At 39.8% G+C, this 19,906-nt stretch carries 13 protein-coding genes, 1 pseudogene and 1 CRISPR repeat array; of the genes and pseudogenes, 8 read left to right on the top strand and 6 right to left on the bottom strand.

Features of this window, described 5'->3' with window-relative positions:
* The first annotated feature begins 216 nt into the window (after positions 1-216).
* From cas9 to cas2, 3 genes are all read left to right on the top strand, one after another.
* A complete protein-coding gene (cas9, locus tag IZU26_RS00310) occupies positions 217-4,002 on the top strand; it encodes a type II CRISPR RNA-guided endonuclease Cas9 (protein ID WP_433275881.1) in 3,786 nt (1,261 codons plus the stop codon).
* Between the two features lie 76 nt (positions 4,003-4,078).
* The gene (cas1, locus tag IZU26_RS00315; RefSeq protein ID WP_433275882.1) at positions 4,079-4,969 is read left to right on the top strand and encodes a type II CRISPR-associated endonuclease Cas1; all 891 of its coding nucleotides are present in this window, start codon (positions 4,079-4,081) and stop codon (positions 4,967-4,969) included.
* Between the two features lie 34 nt (positions 4,970-5,003).
* Positions 5,004-5,309 (top strand): CRISPR-associated endonuclease Cas2, encoded by a 306-nt coding sequence (cas2, locus tag IZU26_RS00320; RefSeq protein ID WP_433276977.1) that lies wholly within the window; start codon positions 5,004-5,006, stop codon positions 5,307-5,309.
* Between the two features lie 146 nt (positions 5,310-5,455).
* Positions 5,456-6,345: direct repeats of the CRISPR family, unit length 36 nt; unit sequence ATTATTTTACATCAAAAATAGAAATCAAACCACAAC.
* A gap of 374 nt (positions 6,346-6,719) precedes the next feature.
* On the opposite strand, the gene hemW is transcribed toward cas2, so the two are convergent.
* Positions 6,720-7,955, bottom strand: a complete 1,236-nt coding sequence (hemW, locus tag IZU26_RS00325; protein ID WP_433275884.1) for a radical SAM family heme chaperone HemW — start codon at positions 7,953-7,955, stop codon at positions 6,720-6,722.
* A gap of 10 nt (positions 7,956-7,965) precedes the next feature.
* Positions 7,966-8,661, bottom strand: coding sequence for a signal peptidase I (lepB, locus tag IZU26_RS00330; protein ID WP_021330996.1), 696 nt, complete (start codon positions 8,659-8,661; stop codon positions 7,966-7,968).
* A 336-nt stretch (positions 8,662-8,997) separates the two neighbouring features.
* Here lepB and smpB point away from each other — a divergent pair, with 336 nt between their 5' ends.
* From smpB to IZU26_RS00345, 3 genes are read left to right on the top strand one after another with little or no spacing between them, the layout of a single operon-like run.
* Positions 8,998-9,462 carry an SsrA-binding protein SmpB gene (smpB, locus tag IZU26_RS00335; RefSeq protein ID WP_310823126.1) on the top strand — a complete coding sequence of 155 codons (465 nt, stop codon included), beginning with the start codon at positions 8,998-9,000 and terminating at the stop codon, positions 9,460-9,462.
* Entirely contained in the window at positions 9,462-10,331 is an 870-nt protein-coding gene (locus IZU26_RS00340; protein ID WP_433275886.1) for a TP0183 family DNA metabolism protein, read from the top strand. The genes smpB and IZU26_RS00340 overlap by 1 nt, the downstream gene beginning before the upstream one ends.
* Positions 10,332-10,380: 49 nt before the next feature.
* Positions 10,381-10,611, top strand: a complete 231-nt coding sequence (locus IZU26_RS00345) for a hypothetical protein (RefSeq protein WP_433275888.1) — start codon at positions 10,381-10,383, stop codon at positions 10,609-10,611.
* 44 nt (positions 10,612-10,655) lie between these two features.
* Here IZU26_RS00345 and IZU26_RS00350 read toward each other — a convergent pair whose 3' ends face one another.
* Together IZU26_RS00350 and IZU26_RS00355 are read right to left on the bottom strand one after the other, a co-directional pair.
* Complete coding sequence (locus IZU26_RS00350) at positions 10,656-10,868, bottom strand: helix-turn-helix domain-containing protein (protein WP_310823124.1); 213 nt, start codon at positions 10,866-10,868, stop codon at positions 10,656-10,658.
* Complete coding sequence (locus tag IZU26_RS00355; RefSeq protein WP_433275889.1) at positions 10,826-15,277, bottom strand: NACHT domain-containing protein; 4,452 nt, start codon at positions 15,275-15,277, stop codon at positions 10,826-10,828. Before IZU26_RS00355 ends, IZU26_RS00350 begins: the two co-directional genes overlap by 43 nt.
* A 374-nt stretch (positions 15,278-15,651) precedes the next feature.
* Between IZU26_RS00355 and IZU26_RS00360 the strand changes: the two are divergent.
* Positions 15,652-15,870: pseudogene (locus IZU26_RS00360) on the top strand (MptD family putative ECF transporter S component); the annotation flags it as partial.
* A gap of 32 nt (positions 15,871-15,902) precedes the next feature.
* Here the strand turns inward: IZU26_RS00360 and IZU26_RS00365 are convergent.
* Both IZU26_RS00365 and IZU26_RS00370 read right to left on the bottom strand, forming a co-directional pair.
* Complete coding sequence (locus IZU26_RS00365; protein ID WP_433275891.1) at positions 15,903-16,706, bottom strand: Rpn family recombination-promoting nuclease/putative transposase; 804 nt, start codon at positions 16,704-16,706, stop codon at positions 15,903-15,905.
* Positions 16,707-16,945: 239 nt separating this feature from the next.
* A complete protein-coding gene (locus IZU26_RS00370; RefSeq protein ID WP_433275893.1) occupies positions 16,946-18,922 on the bottom strand; it encodes an InlB B-repeat-containing protein in 1,977 nt (658 codons plus the stop codon).
* A gap of 396 nt (positions 18,923-19,318) precedes the next feature.
* Here IZU26_RS00370 and IZU26_RS00375 point away from each other — a divergent pair, with 396 nt between their 5' ends.
* Entirely contained in the window at positions 19,319-19,897 is a 579-nt protein-coding gene (locus IZU26_RS00375; RefSeq protein ID WP_433275895.1) for a TetR/AcrR family transcriptional regulator, read from the top strand.
* Positions 19,898-19,906 lie beyond the last annotated feature (9 nt).

Consider the following 19,906-nt stretch of genomic DNA (forward strand, 5'->3'; position numbering starts at 1 on the left):
GTGTTTTCGAGTTCTCCTTATTTTGCAAATTAGAGCAAAGTCTTTTAAATAAATATCCCCGAAAATAAATTCCTGTGATATAATAAAAAAGTCCCACAAGATGCGGGACTGTAGTCAAATGACTTCGGCATTTAGCCTTATTGTGATTTGATTTCTGCGTTCAGTATAACATTGCCTGCGATTTTTTGCAAGCACAATTTTTTTATTGAGGATTTTATGAAAACTCTTGGACTTGATATAGGGACAAATTCTATTGGCTGGGGAATTGTTGACGAAGCCGCAGGCAAAATAGAAGACTGCGGAGTGTACATTTTCCCTGAAGGCGTAAAAAAAGAAAAAGGAAACGAAAGTTCCAAAGCGGCGGAGCGGGCACGCTTCCGCCTTGCCCGAAGATTAAAATTCAGAAGAAAGCTTAGGAAATACGAGACATTAAAAGTCCTTATCCAAAACAAAATGTGTCCGCTTACTATAGAAGAACTTGAAAAATGGCGAAAACAAAAAATATATCCGACTTCAAAGGATTTTTTAAACTGGTATCGGACAGACGAACTTAAAAACTGGGAACCTTATTTCCTCAGAAAAAAATGCGTGGAGCAAAAAGCGGAACCGTATGAAATCGGGCGTTCATTGTACCACCTCGCCCAACGACGTGGATTTTTAAGCAACAGAAAAGAGACTACAAAAGCGTCGGAAGGAGAAGTCTCAAAAAGTATAGACGAACTTTCTTCACTTATAGGCAACAGGACACTCGGTCAATATTTTTACGAATTAAAGCAATCCGGCAAAAAAGTACGTGGAAAATACACATCAAGAAAAGAGCACTACGAGAAAGAATTCAATAAAATCTGTGAAGTTCAAGGTTTTTCACCGGAATTAAAAAACGATTTGTACAGGGCAATTTTCTTCCAGAGAAAACTCAAGTCCCAAAAATTTCTTGTAGGGAAATGTACCTTTGAACGAAACAAGCCCCGCGCTCCTATTTCTCATTTCGAGTTTGAAGAATTCAGGATGCTCTCGTTCATAAATTCTATAAAACTTGCAAAAAATTCTTGTGAAGATGAAAAAAACGATTTTGAATTTCTTACAAACGAAGAAAAAGAAATTATAAAACCGCTCTTTTTTAGAATTTCAAAACCTGCATTTCAGTTTGCGGACATTGAAAAAAAATTAAAAGGCAAAAACGAGTTCTGGAAATTCAACTACAGAAAAGACATGAACGTTTCCGGATGCCCGGTTTGCGCAGGATTAAAAAATATTTTTGGCGATGAAACTTCCAGTGAAAACTGGAAGGACAAAAAAATCGGACAATACGATATGTGCAACATCCGGCATGTCCTTTTTGATTTTGACGACGAAGAAAAACTGCTTGAATTTGCAAAAGAAAAACTTTTTTTGAGCGATGAAGTGGCAAAAAAATTCTGTGTAATCCGAATCCAGCAGGGGTACGCAAATTTGAGTCTCAAGGCAATCCGCAAGATAAATCCGTTTTTACGGAAAGGCTACATCTATTCGACCGCGGTTTTTCTTGCAAACATACCGACAATGATTGGGCAAAACGCGTTTTTGCAAAACGAAGAAGAAATCGAAAATTCGGTAAAAGATATAATCGGAACGCTAAAAGACAAAAACAATATAATCGTTCTTGCAAACCGCTGTATTGAATCGGTGTTCAAAGATAAAAACAATGATTTTAGATTTGAAGAATGGGATAAATCAGTTGTGGAAAATTCCGCGCAGGATCTGTTTGGAAAGAAAAAGTGGAATGAATATGACGAAAAAAAACGTAAAAATATAATTTCGCAAGTTTCTGAAAAAGTAGAGGACAATCTGAAAATCGCCGTAGGGAAAAATCCAAACGACTATAAATATCCGCTTTTACGCACTGACGACTTGATTTTGTACTATCTCAATCAAAAAGGATTTACTGTAAAAGGAAAACTTTATCATCCGAGCGATACGGATTACAATTTTGAATCGCCGGTTCAAGCCGACGATGGAAAAATATATCTTGCCTCTCCTCGCTCGCAAAGCGTCAAAAATCCTGTTGTGATGAGGGCATTGCACCAACTCCGTAGACTTGTAAATTATCTTATAAAAACAGGAAAGATAGACAGTTCAACAAAAATAAATGTGGAACTTGCAAACGAAGTAAATGACAAGAACCGGCGGAAAGCTATCGCAGAGTTTGCAAAAGACAACGAAAAAAATAATGCGGATACCAGAAAGAAAATAGAAGGGCTTTGCAACGAGGCCGGCTTTAAAGTCGTTCCAACGGAATCGGATGTCAGAAAATTCAGACTCTGGAAAGAACAAAATGAAACATGTCCTTACACGGGAAAGCATATCAGTTTTACAGACTTATTCGGTCCGCTTCCTAAATTCGACTTTGAGCATACAATCCCAAGAAGCCTGTCTTATGACGATTCCCTTGAAAATCTTACACTTTGCGACAGCGAGTTCAATCGAAACGTAAAAAGGCAAAAACTTCCTTCGGAATTGCCAAATTTTGAAGAAATAAACAGGCGATTCCAAAAATTTTATGAAGACAAAATAGACAACTGCCTGAAAATAATTGAACTCAACACCACAAGTGGAGGCTCATACATAGACCCTGCCGCCAAAGATTCAAGAATCGTAAAAAAGCACAAGGCAGAGTACGAACTTGACTATTACAAAGGAAAATTAAGACGTTTTTCCGCGACAGAAGTTACATCAGGTTTTAAGCACAGCCAGCTCAACGACACCCGCATCATCACAAAATTTTCACTTTCGTATTTGAGAGGAGTTTTTAACTATGTTCAACCTGTAAAAGGTTCTATGACGGACACTTTTAAAAGGCAGTGGGGTTTGATGGAGCGAAATGAAGCTAAAGACCGCTCAAACTACATGCACCATACGGTAGACGCTTTGACAATCGCCTGCATAAATCGCGGAAAATTCAATCTGCTGTCCGAGGTAATCAAAAACAGTCCTGACGGGAAGCATCTGAAATTTCCAAAACCGTGGGAAACATTTGACACCGATGTTCTGAACGCCGTTCAATATATAATCCCGAAATATTTTTCAGACGAAAACTCCTTGAGGCAGTCAAAAAGAATTATGAGAAATCGGGATGGAAAACCTGTCTTGAAAAATGGAAAAAAAGTCTTTGTCCAGGGAGCAACCGCGCGAGGTTCTTTGCACAAGGACACTTTCTATGGCCGCATAAAAACCGTTCCCGAAAAGGGCGGAAAATCCGAGATGATATTTGTGCAGCGTGTCCCGGTTTCAACATTGGATGAAAAGAGCGCTGAAAAAATCATCGACAAGGGAATAAGAAAGACTTTTGAAAAAAATCTTTTGAACGGAATACAAACGCTCCAAGAAATTCAAACAAACGGAATCCTGTTGCCGTTTAAAAAAGACGGAAGAGATGTTTTTGTAAAACGGGTTAGGATAAAGGCACAGCCTACTTTGCCAATCACTTTGAAAAAGCACCACAATGTGATTGAAAAAAATCCGAAAGACTACAAACAAAATTATTATGTCGTAAATGACGAAAACTATCTGCTTGCCATTTACAGAGGAAAAGACGCAAAGGGAAAGGACATTTCAGATTATAAAATTTGCAATTTGCTTGACGCTGTAAAAAGCAGACAGAACAAGACGGGACTCTACCCTGATTTTAAAGAGAAAAAAGGCATTAACCTGAAATTGTACAAGGTCCTAAAGCCCGGAAAAATCGTGATCCTGCAAAACGATATTCATGAAGACGTGTTCGCTTTGCCTAAAGAAAAACTTTGGAAGCGTCTGTACAGGATTGCAGGGCTTGCAACTTCAGGAAATGATATTCAAATAAAACTAGTGCACATTATAAGTGCAAGACCTTGGAAATATATGAAAGGTGAAAAAGATTTGAATGCAGGGACTGAATGTCTTATGTATTTAACATCCAATTTCAAGGGTCTTGTTGAAGGGCAGGACTTTGCCGTTTCGCCCATAGGAGAAATCATACGAAAGTAAGAGTTTGGTAAAAGATGTAACTTTTCGCACAAGAATAAAACTGAACATATCGATTTTTTTGTCCGATAGTTAAAGTATGGTTAAACGAACACTGTTTTTCTCGCATGCTGTTTGTTTAAGCGTAAGGCACAAGCAGCTTGTCATTTTCAGTAAAGAAACTCAAGAAGAAACACTTGTTCCCATCGAGGACATAGGTTTTGTGATTGTGGAAAACGCACTCGTTTCACTGACAATTCCTTTGATAAATGAGCTTACTGACAATAATTGCGCGCTTATTTTTTGCAATGAAAAACACCTGCCCTTTTCGATGACTATGCCGCTTGATTGCAATGAAACCCAGTCGCAACTTTTTTCCGCCCAGATAAACACGAAACTTCCTGTTAAAAAGAAATGCTGGAAACAGATTGTAGAATTTAAGATAAAAAATCAGGGACTTGTTCTAAAAAAATACGATTTGGATTTTACAAGGCTTGTTGATTTTTCAAAATGTGTAAAAAGCGGCGACCCGACGAACATGGAAAGCCAGGCTGCGAAATTTTATTGGGACAATCTTTTTGGAAAGAAATGGTGCCGAAATCGTTTTGGAGATTTTCCAAACAATTATTTAAATTACGGATATGCAATTTTGAGAGCCGCAACGGCACGCGCGTTGATCGGTTCAGGCCTTCTTCCTACTTTGGGAATTCATCATCACAACAAATATAATGCATATTGCCTTGCGGATGATTTGATGGAGCCTTACAGACCTTTTATCGACGATGCAGTCATAGAATACATCTCGACAAATCCAGATGAGAAAGAACTTGGGCTGGAATTCAAAAAGAGGATTTTACAAGTCCTTACGCGCGACGTAAAAATAGAAAACTTGACAAGACCAATGATGGTCGCCCTCTCAATGACAAGCGCATCACTCGCGGACGCCCTTTCAAACGAATCTGAAAAGTTGAAACTCCCGAATTTTGTATGATATGAGTTTTGACCGGATAAATGCCTATAAGATAATGTGGATTTTCTGTATGTTTGATTTACCGACAAACACAAAGCCTCAACGCAAACGAGCGAGCGAATTCAGAAAAAACCTGTTGGAAGACGGTTTTGAAATGATGCAGTTCAGCGTTTACAAAAGATGTTGCGGGAGTAGAGAATCGTGCGAAGTCCATGAAAATAGAATAAAAAAATGGCTCCCGAGAGAAGGAACTGTAAGCATTTTGAAATTTACTGACAAACAGTTCGGTGAAATTTTGACATTTATAGGCGAAAGCCCCAAAAAGAAAGAAAAAGCACCGCAACAACTCCAATTGTTTTAATACTTAAACTTGAAAAAGTTACAGATAAAAAGAATGGGCAGCAAGTAAAAAACAAAGAAAGATATAAAAAAAAGATAACTTTTCTCTATTTTTTTACACTGCAAACCAATCTAAATCTTTGCATAATATGGTCTTATACAACTCATATTATTTTACATCAAAAATAGAAATCAAACCACAACCAATTGTCTTCATACCTTTTTCCTCCGTTAATTATTTTACATCAAAAATAGAAATCAAACCACAACTTCCATTTGTTTCGTCTGTTTCTTCTTTTAATTATTTTACATCAAAAATAGAAATCAAACCACAACCATCTCAATCCTCACGTAAAATTATTCCCAATTATTTTACATCAAAAATAGAAATCAAACCACAACTAATTCTTTTCATACTGTTATGTCTCCTGTATTATTTTACATCAAAAATAGAAATCAAACCACAACCGAATCGGCATACAGAAGCGAGCTGCCAGAATTATTTTACATCAAAAATAGAAATCAAACCACAACTGTCGCTTACGGTGATAAATATGCGGAGCGATTATTTTACATCAAAAATAGAAATCAAACCACAACTCGTAAATCGGCACAAAAGTTTGTACCAAAATTATTTTACATCAAAAATAGAAATCAAACCACAACCCATCTGCAAGGGTTTTCGCCAAATTTGGCATTATTTTACATCAAAAATAGAAATCAAACCACAACGGTTTACGTCCTTGCCGTTTTCTGCCATGATTATTTTACATCAAAAATAGAAATCAAACCACAACACTCATGGAGCCGCTTGACGGTGTAATTATATTATTTTACATCAAAAATAGAAATCAAACCACAACGTTTTCCTTGAGTTGAGTAAGGATACATTATTATTTTACATCAAAAATAGAAATCAAACCACAACTCGCGTCTTTTGCTTCAAAATCATTATCTATTATTTTACATCAAAAATAGAAATCAAACCACAACCGTTTACACTTGCGAACAATCAGGACAGGATTATTTTACATCAAAAATAGAAATCAAACCACAACTAATGCATTTCCATCAATTGAAGACTTCACATAATATAAATTCCCGTAGTCATTATTTTTTATTTTTTGAAGAAAAAAATTTAATTCTATATAATTACTATAGACAACAATATTTGTTTATTATTAATTTTTCCACTTTATTTTTTACCATTAAACAAGTTAACCTGATTCACTGCGATACCGAAATCATCATTGCATAAATCAAAAAAAACATCGCCGTCTTCCCTTACTTTTATATACAGGGTACAGAAAAATTTGTTTTTATATTTTCTTGTATAGTGGCGATAAAAGTTTCATTATTTAAATTTTTTATTTTTTTTATAATCACCTAAAAAGCTCCCCGTATGATACTCAAAATCCTCCGTTCAGCCGTCTTACAAAAGCGCTTCCAAAAATTCGTTGAGAAACAAAAGCCCTTCTTTTGTGAGCGCATAAAAACGCGCACCGTTTTTTTCCCGCCGTAAAGCCAAGCCCCGCCTTTCCCACGCTGTAAAGAGCGCTTCAGCCTTTTCGGGAAAAGCACCGAATCGCGCTTCGTACGTTTCACGGCAGATGCCGCGCGTCATCCGAAGTCCCATCATAAAAAATTCAAAAGCTTCCGTTTTTTTATCTATATACTCGACGGAAAAAGGGAGTTCAGCGAATTTACGTTCCCGCTCCGCACGCACTTGCACCGTGCGGAAATCGTCCGAAAAAAAGATGCGTGAACGGAAATCGTCCGCATCGATTTTTTCGCTTTTCCAAAAGCGCGTATACGAATCGATATCGCGCGTATTCGTAAATCTCGCGGACACATTCTTTCGGTAAAAAGTTCCCGTCGCGCCCGCGCCGATGCCGGCATAGCTTTCGAGATTCCAATAGGCGAGATTGTGCAGGCATTCGCCTCCCCTGCGGCAAAAATTCGACACTTCGTACTGTTCATACCCCGCACCGCATAAAAGATCGCGCCCCGAAATCCAAAGCGCATCGGACGTATCGATGTCGTGCAGGATGTTTCCCTTTTCGATTTCCGAACAAAGAGGCGTGCCTTCTTCGACAGTGAGCGAATAAAGTGAAATGTGATCGGGCGCATGCGCGATGAGCGTCTGTAAGCCCGAAGCGAACGATGCATCCGTCTCTTCGGGAAGACGGGCAATCATATCGACCGACAGCGAGTGCGGCCGGTTTTTTTCAAAAAGCGAAAGTGCGCGGTACACATCGCTCGCTCGGCTCCGTCTCCGCACACGGGAAAGAGAAGTGTCGCTGAACGATTGAATGCCGCACGAGATACGCGTTACGCCCGAAGCGGACGCCGCATCGAGGAGGCTTTCCGTTACGTCGGAAGGGTTCACTTCCATCGTCACTTCAAGCGGCGCCTTGCGGGACATTTTTAACAATCCCGAAAAGAGACGGTCGATCTGTTTTTCGGAAAGCAGGCTCGGCGTCCCGCCTCCGACGTAGATCGTCTTCCACGAATCGATATCCCAAAGCGAAGCCGTACATGCCGCTTCGGTCAAAACAGCGGCGATATATTCGTCGGCGATTTTTTCGTTGCAGGGTACGCTGAAAAAATCGCAGTAGGAACATTTCGAAGTGCAAAACGGAATGTGCACGTACAACGGAAAAGACACGCCCACGGTTCTACAAAAGACGGAATTTCGCAAACGGAAAATACACGGCAAGCCCTTTCGCTTTTATATCTTCAATATGTACCGCACCCCACAGACGGGAATCGACGGCGCTCGTACGGTTGTCGCCGAGCACAAAATATTCGCCGCTTCCGAGCGTACGCGCTTCGAAGCTGCCGCTCACGCCGATCGCGCTGTCCCAATCGGAGGGCACGGAAACGATGTGTACGTTATAGGGCTTTTCGGATCGTTCGAATTCGGTAAGAAAATGGCTGTCCCCCGCAGGCCGCACAAAGACGACGTAGCCGCGCATGTAGATCGTATCGCCGGGCAAAGCGACGACGCGGCGGATTTCAGGCTGTTCGCTTGCCGTATCGCTTCCGAAAAGCGAATACTGCTGTGCGGTAAAAAACCGCGATACTGCGTCGGCGGCCGCCATAAAAACGGACGGAGAAGATGCGCGGCGGGGTTTAAGCATAACGACGTCACCGCGCAAAAGATTTTTCACGATCGGCGTAAATACGGTACACGAATCGGAAGGGATATCGGGCTGCATGGAAACCGAGCGGGAACGGACGGTAAAGAGCGCAAAAGTGCGCACGAGCGAAATGCCCGCGAAGATGATCAGCAAAAAAAGAATCACCGAAACAATCGTACGTTGGCGCTGTTTTTTTACGTCGAAAGAATAGTCGTACAGTTTTTGTTTCATGCGTGTAACATAACACAAACGCCGCGAGTTTACAATATATAGGACAAATGCACCGGAAATATATTTTATAAAAACAGACAGCAGTAGTAAAAAGGCTGCACTCCCGGCAGCGGCTCTGCCGTTCACCGCGGCAGACCGTGATCGGAATCGGACTGCGCAAACTTTTTTATCAAAATAGTTTGCTTGCCATCGGTCTGAGCGGCTCGGCGGCAGTTCCGCTGCCTCGCGTTCCGCCTTTTTTATTTATCTGTATACAATTTTTGTATATATTTCCGGTGCCCTTGTCCCGGCTGCAGAATTGAAACCTTTACGACGATTTCATATAATGGAAAAGGTATGGCTGACGGAAAAAAGATCATCGCGGAAAACAGAAAAGCCCGTTTCAATTATTTTATCGAAGACTCGATCGAATGCGGAATAGAACTGCGCGGTTCGGAAGTCAAATCGATAAAAGCGGGCAATCTTTCGTTTCCCGACGGCTTTGCGGAAATCAAAGGAGGCGAAGTGTGGGTGCAAAATCTGCACATTTCCGAATATTCCTATTCGTCGGCGTTTACCCCTTCTCCCGACCGGCCGAAGCGGCTTTTGCTGCACAAAGACGAGATAAAGCGGCTTACGCGGAAAACCGAAGAAAAAGGCTACACGCTCGTTCCGCTCGAATTTTATTTGAAAAACGGCCGCGTCAAAGTGAAGCTCGGCGTCTGCAAAGGCAAAAAACAGTACGATAAACGCGATACGATCCGCGCTCGGGACATGGACCGGGAAGCCGCGCGAGAGTTCCGCAGGGAGATAAACGGCTGATGAAGAGAGCCTTACGCCGTGCGGCGGCGGTCTTTGTCCTGTCGCTCGCCGCATTCGGAGCTCAAAGCCAACCTTCCCGCTCTGTCGATTTTTTCGGCGTCATATCTTCCGATGCCGACGGCAATATGATTCAAATGACGGAAACCCTCTACCTCACGCAGCTCGGCGAAGTGCCGGGTATTTCGGTTACCGACAGACGACAAAGCGGTTTTGCCGAATCATACAAAGCGCAGGGCGCTCCCGATTTTTCAAAGGCCGCTGCTCCCCTTGCGTTTTATGCGCTCATCGGCAAAAAAGATCCGACCGGCGGAAAATGGAACTGCACGATCTGCGTCGCCGACATAGGGACAAAGGATATCCATTCGTATACCCAAACCTACGATTCGTATTATAAAATCCTCATGGAATCGAAAGCCTCTCTGCAGTCGATATTCGAAAATCTTTTGAATAACCGAAGCCCGAAAGAAGCCGATCGGACGAACGACACAAACATACCCGATAATCGGAGCCCTGCTCTCTCGACCGATTCGATCGCGGGAACGTGGAGCGGCGAAGATTCTATCGATAAAATCGTCATTCTCCGGGGCGGGCGCGGATTCATCATCTACAAAAACGGGGCGACGATGAACATTTCCGTTACGGTTACGGGAAAAGAAGTAACCGTAACGCAGGCGGGAAAATCGAACGCATCGTTTTTTCCCGAACTGCCGCGCGAAGCCGCCCTCCTCGCAGCGACGGACGCCCCGCCCCTCACGTGGAAACTCACCGTACAAAACAGTTCGACGCTGTCGGGCATAAAAACGACGCTCGTAGAAACGAAGGGCGGCATCGTCTCGGGCGACGTGCGCGTCGAGTGGAAACGAAAGTGATTGCGCGAATGTACGACAGGGGCGCGAGAACGGCAAATTGGATGCGGCCATGATGCCGGAAGGCTGGCGCTTTGCCGCCGATGATGAGGTGCCCTCGTGCCGATTGAACAACAGCATATACGAAAGCGCCCTGCGCGACGAAACCGTGCGCAAAAACTGGCAGTACTACATCATCGACGGTTTTATTTTATCGCCGAACGTCGAACTGCAATCGGTGTGCACCTTCGATGAATCCTTTTATACTCCGATCACAATCTCGTGGAATTGTCCGTGTACTTAAAGCCGTGATAAGGAGTAATTTAAACGCAGTTATAGCTGTATGTTTTACCAATCGATTTCCAAGATGCGGTAATCCGATGGCAGTACGCCTGTGTATTCTTTGAATTGAACGGAAAAACTTTCTGCATTTTTATAGCCGAGTCGATAAGCAATTTCCGCAACATAGAGATTACTTTGTGTTAAAAGCTCACAGGCTTTTTCTATCTTTTTTTGCCTTATGTAGTCGGAAAACGTTTGCCCTGTAACCGCTTTGAACACATATTTGAAAAAAGATATTGCATCATCTCTTTTTGAAAATTTTCTATAAATTGATAATGTTTATTCTCCTCTTGTAATTTTTTTATTAGGTTATCTGTCCTTATTTTAAATACAAAAAAATTCCATTTTGTCAAGTGAAATTGAATATTTTTACATGAAATACGGTACAAACATTGCCTTCTATCATTGTTTTCAGTAATAGAATAAGCAAATAGTGATATAAAAGCATTGAGTAATACAGTATTTTTCTTCATAAATCCAAAAGGCGAAACAAAATCTGACCAGATATCTTGAGAAATGGTTTTTCCTTTAAGATAATTGTTAATTTCAATGCATACGGCTTTTTTATATCCTAATTTTGCTAAAAAAATGATATTATTTTCATTAGAAAGCTTCTTTTTTAGCTTTTTAATAAGAATTTTCTTTTGTTCAGGAGAAGCATATCTGATAATATAGTTTTCTATTTCTTCTTGACAATGGTTATTTTTTTCACTTATTTGTGCAATATCAAATATCTGCATTTCAAGAATTGCTTTTACATATTGATTACTTTTACAGTTTTTCCAAAAGATTGATAATACCGTATTTACAGTAGAATTAGAGTTTGTTTTTTTGTAATCAAGAATTTCATGTTTAGTTTTTGATAACAACAGACTTTCTATTTTATTCTTAAATCTATCGTTATCTATATTTTCTAATATAAAATCAATGCATTGGGCTGATATATGATCACTTTGTATTATATCTAAATTTTCTAAACAGTATTCTAACATATCATCATTAGTACATCTAAATACATTCGAAAGCCAATCATATACACTCAAAAACTCACCACAGCTAAAATCTGTGGTAATTCTTACTCCGGGCGTAACCGAAAAATACCAGCATGGCATAAAACAAAAGACGAGGATATTTTCCGTATCAAACCAAATGGGGTTGGTATTATTATAAATGTATTGCAGATAATAAATAAAAGGTGTCAGTATCGGATGTTCTACTTCTCTATTAGTGAAATCAGAAACACTGCACGTTTTCATAAATTCACTCATTTCTTGTTTCATGCTCTTCTCTATTTTTTCGTATAAGAGCTTATGATTACGGATAAAGTTATTAGTCTCTTCATGTTTGTTGTTTTTTATATAAAGATAAAACATAAAACGCCAATAGTATTTATCTGCTTCAAACCATCTGTATATATATTTTTTCAAAGCTTCTCTATCTATCTTTTTATCATTATGCGATACATCGAATAAAAAATTTATTACAAATGATGAAAAGACAGGAGGTGTTTTGTAAGTATTTTTATTATCAAGTTCAATTTCATCATGTATATACTCAAGACGTAAATATAAAAGTCTCCCTCTTTCTGTTTCATTAGGATGGAAAGCATTGTTCGTATCCAGAAATTCAAATACGCTATCTATTTCTGACAGTAATTTATCCTTATTGAGCATGATCTCTTCTTCTTGAGCTGTCATTTTTTCTATATTTAAGGTAAGTTGTTTTTGTTTTTCTTCTTTTTCCTTTCTAATAAACCGTTCTTGTTCAAACACATCAGATGTTTCATATATATTCTGTATATATGATGTTAATATATGAGGTTGGATTTTATCGTACATTATGGAATACACTATATCTTTGTAAATGCCGATAAAGTCTGGACAATTTAATGTTTCAAATAAAGTTATAGCTTGCTTTTGATCATTTATATCCAACAGTATGCTAAAAAGTTTTGGCATTAAGAATACATAATTTATTTTTCTTCCTACTATATCTTTACATAAGCGTTTGATATACCTTTTTTTTAAGGTATCGTTAATAGTATGTATGTTGTTTATATCAAAGGCATGAAATCTTGTGTCTAAAAGATATAGAAGTATTTTGTATGTTATATCAAAATCATATTCTTCTAGAATATTAGCAACTTCCTTAAAATTCTGATATAAAATTTTTATGACATCACTATATTCAAGATTAGTTGTTGTATAAGTTTCTATTTTATTTTCAGCCATAAAAGAAAATATGTCTATGATTATTTTGGGAGTTAATTTTGTATTTTCTAAATTATGTTTTAAATAAAATAAATCATAATTGTTTGACAGCATCGGAGTGTTATAAGTATCATCTAGTTCAGCAGGCACGGGAGATGCAATCGGTGTATCCATAGATTCCATTTTTAATAGATACGTTATAACAGGATATAATAATACATTTATATTTGGATTTTCTTGAAATTCATTATATATTTTCAACTTAAATGAAAATTCTTTTTCGTCGGTTATCGGAGATTCTAAACTATTAAACTCGGTGCTGACAGTCTTAAAAAAATCATCCCACTGTTCCAAATTCCAGTTTTTTGTCCAGTCATAAATCGAATACCAATATAAAATAGAGTCTACCGATAACAAGCCTGATAATTTTTTAGCGAGAGGATTATTTAAAAAGAATTGAAATAATGGTATGGTAATATCTTTTATTTTCTTTTGCTGCGAAGCATTCCATATTTTTTGATCATAAACTCCTAACAGAATAATTGCATTTGAAAAACTCATTAAGGTATCTTCATCAGGTTTTTTCAAGAAATTTTGAATTTTTTCAACATGTAATAAGCAAGCTGTTTCATAATGACTTTCAGGTAAAAGCATCATCATCTTGCTCGACAAAGATGATATGTTTGCAAGTAAATCGGCACTTTGATAAAATCTTGTATAATATATGTGTTTTTTATTTTTATTATAATAATTGAGTATTGAAATATAATGTTTATACCGTTCTATAGACGGCAAAAGTTCAAAATCCGTGAGTAATATATAACAAGGATTGAGCTTCCCTAAATCAATAAGAATCTTTTGATATACTTTTGATGTTCTATCAAAAATATGTAAAAGCAGCATAAATATATTTAAATGACGCACATTGATTTGTTTACCGCCATTAATAAAAAACGCCCTTTTAAGCTCTGAATATGATTTCTTTTCAAAAAAGCATGCCGTAAAATATTCAAAATAAAATGCAGAAATGAATGTTATAGTGTCATCATCAGTATAGTGAAATAAGGATGATTGAATAAGATAGAGATATTCATCTTCATTAAAATATTCCATCATATTTTGTTTTGACAAAATTAATTTTGATTTACAAAATAATTGGTAACATAATTTTTGTAGATTTTTTGCTAGATGCTTAATATTTATTTTTGATTTTGTATTTATTCGTTTGGGTATCTTTTCAGCTTCATCAAATTTTTCTTTATCGCTTTCCAGTTGAAAAAAAACAAATGATTTATAGAATTCAGTCAAGGAATTAAATTTTTGATCGTTGTGTTCTACAAAATAGTTTCTATATAATGGGATAGTTAATAAATCTCTTACAGGGGAATCCTTATGCTTTTTTATTAAATATGATAATTTGCCATCGGAACTGTCATTATATGGAGTTAATATCAAACTATGATTATTTTTCACAGCATTTGAAATCTCGGCATTGAAAGCTCCATCTCTACCGGCAATGATGAAACGTATATTCTGATATTCGTTGAGAGCAGCATGTATTTTATGAGTGAGAGTTATTTTATTTTCTTCCGATATTTCATCTAATCCATCTAGAAAAATCAGAAAAAGATTCTTTTTATTTGGGATTTCAAAACTTACATCAGGGAAATTTTTAAGCTCATAGAAAATAGGTAATACTTTAAAGTGTAAATCCTTTTCTGTGCAGTTTAAGATTGTATTATGAGTTTGCTTCATCAAAAAAGTTTTTCCGATTCCGCATTGTCCTTTTAGAAAAAAATGAGGTAAATCTTTAAATTCTTTAGTTCTAAACTGTGAAATTAAATACTCTCCGATTGGGCATTTTGATGTTAACATGAAGTCTTCATTCTCTATGATAAGTTTTGAAGTATAAATTTCATTATTAACGGTTTGTATGTGTTTTTCATGTAAACATAGCTTATCTTTTGCAAAATCGAAACTTTCAACGGAAAGTCTTAATAAACAATCAACTTTTCTCTCATCATCTTGAGAAGTAATATTTTTAATTGATATAACCAAATCTTCTAGTGAAAAAATATGTAATTTTATATTGCTTGTTTTCTCATATTTTATCTTATCAGGTTCACTTATTACTTGATTTGAGAAGAAAAATAGTTCTTTTTCATTTAAAGTTTTCTTTAACTCATCTTTGATTTTGCTGCTATATTCTTCTTGAATAGAACACGACATTCTTGCATTCTTATTGGCATCAAATCCATCCCGTCCTCCATCGCTTGTACCTTTTCCACCGGCAGGTGCTGAAAAATGATAATCGGGTAAGATTATTCTTGCGATAATATGGCAAAATTCCTCAAAAATAGTTGATCCATCATGTCTTGTGTTTAAATCTTCTAGAGCCTTTCTATAAAATGTTTCCATTGTATTTTCTACTTAAACTCGTTTATTATAGCATATTTAAAAAAATATAGTAATCTCCCATATAAGATTCAGAAAACCTTAAATAAAAAGGATAAAATTGCTAAGTGCGTAAACGTCAAACACTCACAAGAATAACTGATGTAATAATTTATTCCACTCTATCGCTCCTAGCCAAAATATATCGCTAACAGGTAAACTTTTACCGGTTTTGCAGACAGCTTATTCAAAAAGATATATAAACAAACCATGCGATTTAAAGATTTTATTCGTGCGGAGGCTTTTATACCCCGGCGCTTTGCGCCGTAATAAAGGGTATAAAAACCGACTGCAACCACCTTATGAGAACAACAAGCCGATGCTCTGCATCGGGCTTGTTGATTATTACAAAAACAGGGTTCAAAACGCTTTCGGTCGGTATCGGTCACGGACTTACGCAGGCTGCATATTTTACCGGAGGCGTGTTCCCTTTCCTTTTCTTTTTGGAACGGGAATTGGCAAAGTGGCAGGAAATGGGAATGAGCCGGGAAGAGATAAATGAATATGTGAAATATTTTACCGGAACCTTCGCCGTCATCGGCATAGTATCTGCTATCACACGGAAGCCGGGAATAAACCGAATTATAAATTAGCTAATCGATTCCACTTCTTCTTGAGTTAGGCCGGTCACTTGCATTATCTTTTTTACGGAATCCCCAAGCTGTTTTAAAATCCGTGCCGTTTCAAGAGCTTTTTGACGGGAGCCTTCAGCAATACCGAGCGATTTACCTTGTTGTATGCCTTCTTCCCGTGCGTCCATTTCAAAGCCCGACATAAAGCGGTATTCCTTGCGTGCCTGTTCGTTGTGTTTTACTGCCTGTATCATCGTTTCTATCCTCCCTGTAAAGTCAGTATGCGCCGCACCTGTTTTTAAGTATTCCAAAAAGCCTTTGAGTTCCGCATCTTCGGCTTTGCCGAATGCTTCCGCATTGATTATAACCTTTTTTGTTCCGTCTTGTAAGGGTGTTTGCCGGTCTTCAAGGCACATATTTTCAAATGTGTAGAGCGGCTTGCCTTTCCCGATAGCGTCGAAAAGACAAACGAAAATAATATAGCTGTCGTTCAAGGCTTTGTAGTGAGTACCCTTGTCTAAGAATGCGATGTCGATTGCTGCCTGATAATAACGCATACGCTTGGGGATATTATGTTCGTTCGCCACTTGCATTTCGATGTCGTAAGATTTGCCGGTTTCGTCCTTTACAAGCAGATCGAGGCGTACTGATTTGGATTCCGAGCCGGTAAAGACGGCATCTTGGGACGACAGATAGGTGATTTTCCCGATTTTATCTGCCAAGACCATTTCGAGAAACTCTTTACAAATACCTTCGTCCTGCATGACCTTGCAAAACATAAAATCATCGGCAATGGTCAGTTCGTCAAAGCTTTTTTTCATCGGTACTCCCTCCTGTTCTTTATTATATCACAGATTAAACGACTTTAAAAGGGAGCGATGGAAGTATTTAAGAGTAGAAATCGCTTCCTCCCACACACAAAAAAACCGCCCCCGAAGCCGGAGTTTCCTCCAACTTGAGAGCGGTCGATTCAATTGTTAATTTGTGATGTGTAACTCAATTGGTAATTGGTAATGTGTAATTAAATTACACATTATCCATTAGCGCATTACCCATTAAATTACGGCAGCGTCAAAAACGGCTTTTTGAAGTCCTTCCATACCGCTGCACCTTCGTAGGCGCTGACCGAGGCGGAGGGCACCTTTAATGTTACGCCGGACAAGGTTACGCCGCTAAAAGGTCCGGCTCCCAGTGCGGGAGGAGTTGTTGCCATACAGGTAACGCTTTGCAATGCCGTACAGTTTTTACAGAAATCACCGCGCAAATGCTCTGTAAAGGTAGAGGGCAGTTCGAGCGTTTTAAGCTCTTCACAGTTGTTAAGGAACAGATTGTCCAATTCGGTAACGCCTTCGGGAATCTTAACATCTTCCACCTTGCTGTAACCGAGGAAGGCACTCCCTATGGAAGTAAGCGTCGAAGGAATATTGACCGTTTTTAACTCATAGCAGCAGTACAAAGCCCCGTCTTCTATCGTCGTAAGACCTGTCGTCGGCAACATAATGGCAGTAAGCGTGTCATTACCCTCAAAAGAGCTGTCTCCCAGTACCGTAACGGAAGCAGGTACCGTATAAGATGTGCCGGCTTTACCGTTCGGATAGCGGATCAGCTTTGTTTTAGCTTTATCGAACAAAACGCCGTCATCTACGCTTAAAAAGGCGCTTTCGCCGCTTAAAGCAAAAGCCGTCAACGAGGTTAAATAACCGAAGTCGCTTATACATTGTTTGCTGAAACCGGTGAGGGTGTAGGTAATGCCCGAGTATTCGACCGTTACGGCAACGGTATAAACGCTGCCGACAGAACCGTTTCCACGCTTTGTCATTATTACATGCTTTTGTTCCTTGTCGACTACCTTGTACTCTGCACCGTTTGAAAGCGTAAAATTATCGGGAATGGTTATGGAAGACACAAAGGATACCCGTATATCCGCCGCCTTTGTTACGGTATGCTCGTAGGTGTTTGTGATATTGCCTTCAATGGTCGTGCCGTTTTCCGTCCATTTTTCCACCTTGTAGCCCGTTGCAGGAGACGCCGTAAAGACGAGTACGGTGTTTTCGGCAACCGCAGTGCCGGAAGTAAAGGCTGCTCCGCCCGCCTTGTACTTTGCGCTTATGCTTCCGTTAGTGCCTGCAACGCCGAAGCTGACGGTATATGTGGTAGGAGGCTTTAACTTAAAGCTCACGGCAACCGTTACCGGCTCGGTTATTTTTACCATAGCCGTACTGCTTCCCGCCTGTCCGCCTGCAAGGAGCTGCCCGCCCGTAATCGTCCACGCGTCCACCGTGTAGCCTTCGTTAGGTTTCGCGGTAAAGGTGATAATCGTATTCTCATTTACCATCCCGTCTGCAGGAAGGGCAGGTTCGGCAGTTATGCCGCCGTTTGTACCGGCACTCATCGTTACCAAGTGCTTCGGAGTAAGCGTTTGCACTTTAAAGCTCACCTTTACGGTAAGATTGCCTTTAAGATTTACCTTCGCCGTGTTGTTTCCCGCAGTTCCCGTACCCGCTTCAAACACCATTCCCGTGCCGAATATCTGCCACTCTTTTACCTCGTAGCCCGCAGCCGGGAAGGCCGTAAAGGTTACCGTTTTGCCTTTTTCGACATTTATGGGGCTTGTCTCCGTTTCGGGTACGCCGTCCGCCTTTGCTTTAAGCGTACCGTTTGCGCCGTCTACACTGAAATTCACGGCGTACTGCGGAAGCGGCGTGCTGTTGCTTTCAAAGCTCACCTTAACCTCGGCCGCCTTGGTAACAGGAAATGAATAGGAACTGTTTGTGCCGTTTACGGCGTTGCCGTCAAGCGTCCAGCCTTTCACATGAAAGCCCGAATCAGGTGTTGCCGTAAAGACAATCGTTTTACCCTGTTCCACCTTATCGCCCGAACTGATTTCCGCCCCGCCAACTTTTGCCGTAAGCGTGCCGTGCGTGCCGTCTACGCTGAATGTTACGGCGTGCTTAGGCGGCGGTGTGGGCGGGGTTCCGCCTCCCGAATCGCTGCCGTTGGAGCAGCCTGTAAAAACGAGCGCTGCGGCAAAAAGCAAAACGCCGGCCGCTGCAATCGGTACTTTTTTTAAAAGGGTTTTACCGAGTCCCCCCCCCCCTATACAAATGTACAGGGTTTGATTTTACTTTGTTCATCATAAACCTCCTCTGAAAACTTTTACAGGATGCACGTCTTCCGATGTCGAACACTTCCACTATCTTATGATTATTATAACATATTCCGCTGATTTTCACAACTTTTATTAATTATTGTTTTCAGGGCAGGTGCGCCGAATCGGAGATATGACAAATTGTTGCCGCGCGAGACGGCTCTGTTTACAACTGTTCGATTTCCGCTTCGGTGAGACCGGTCGCTTGTACGATAACACGCGACAGTCCGCCTCTTGACAAATAATATACCGTTCGGTACATTATATACCGAACGGTATATAAATATGACAATAAACGACAACAGCAGAGATACAATTCTCAACACGGCAATACGCCTTTTTTCACAAAAGGGATACGAAGGAGTCAGCGTGCAGGAAATTTGCGAAAACGCAAACATCACAAAACCGACCTTATATTATTTTTTCAAAAGCAAGCAGGGGCTTTTGCAGGCGATAGCGGATTCAAAGGGAGCGGAGCTTTTGCAAAAGCTCGAGCGTGCCGCAGCGTACGAGCACGATTTTTTGAAAAGCCTGACAAAAATCCTCACCGCCGCGATCGATTTTGCGCTTGAAAATCCCGATTTTTTTAATCTGCACAGCGTGCTTTTAAATGCGCCGGGCAATGCGGAAACCGAAGCGGTCTACGCGCCGTTAAAAAAACGCTTCGATTCGGTGTTTTCGGAATTTTTTATTAAATCCGCGCACGAGTTCGGCAATATGCGCGGAAAAGAAAAACTGTATTCCATACTGTACCACAACAACGTTATTTCGGTTTCGCTTTTATGCGTACATCAAAAATTGTCCGGAGACGATCAAACGATTTACCGCATCGTACACGGCTTTGTCTACGGCGTAGCAAACTGATGCCGGGAG

This window comes from Treponema sp. SP13, assembly GCF_050938355.1.
GTDB classification, from domain to species: Bacteria; Spirochaetota; Spirochaetia; order Treponematales; family Treponemataceae; genus Treponema_D; species Treponema_D socranskii.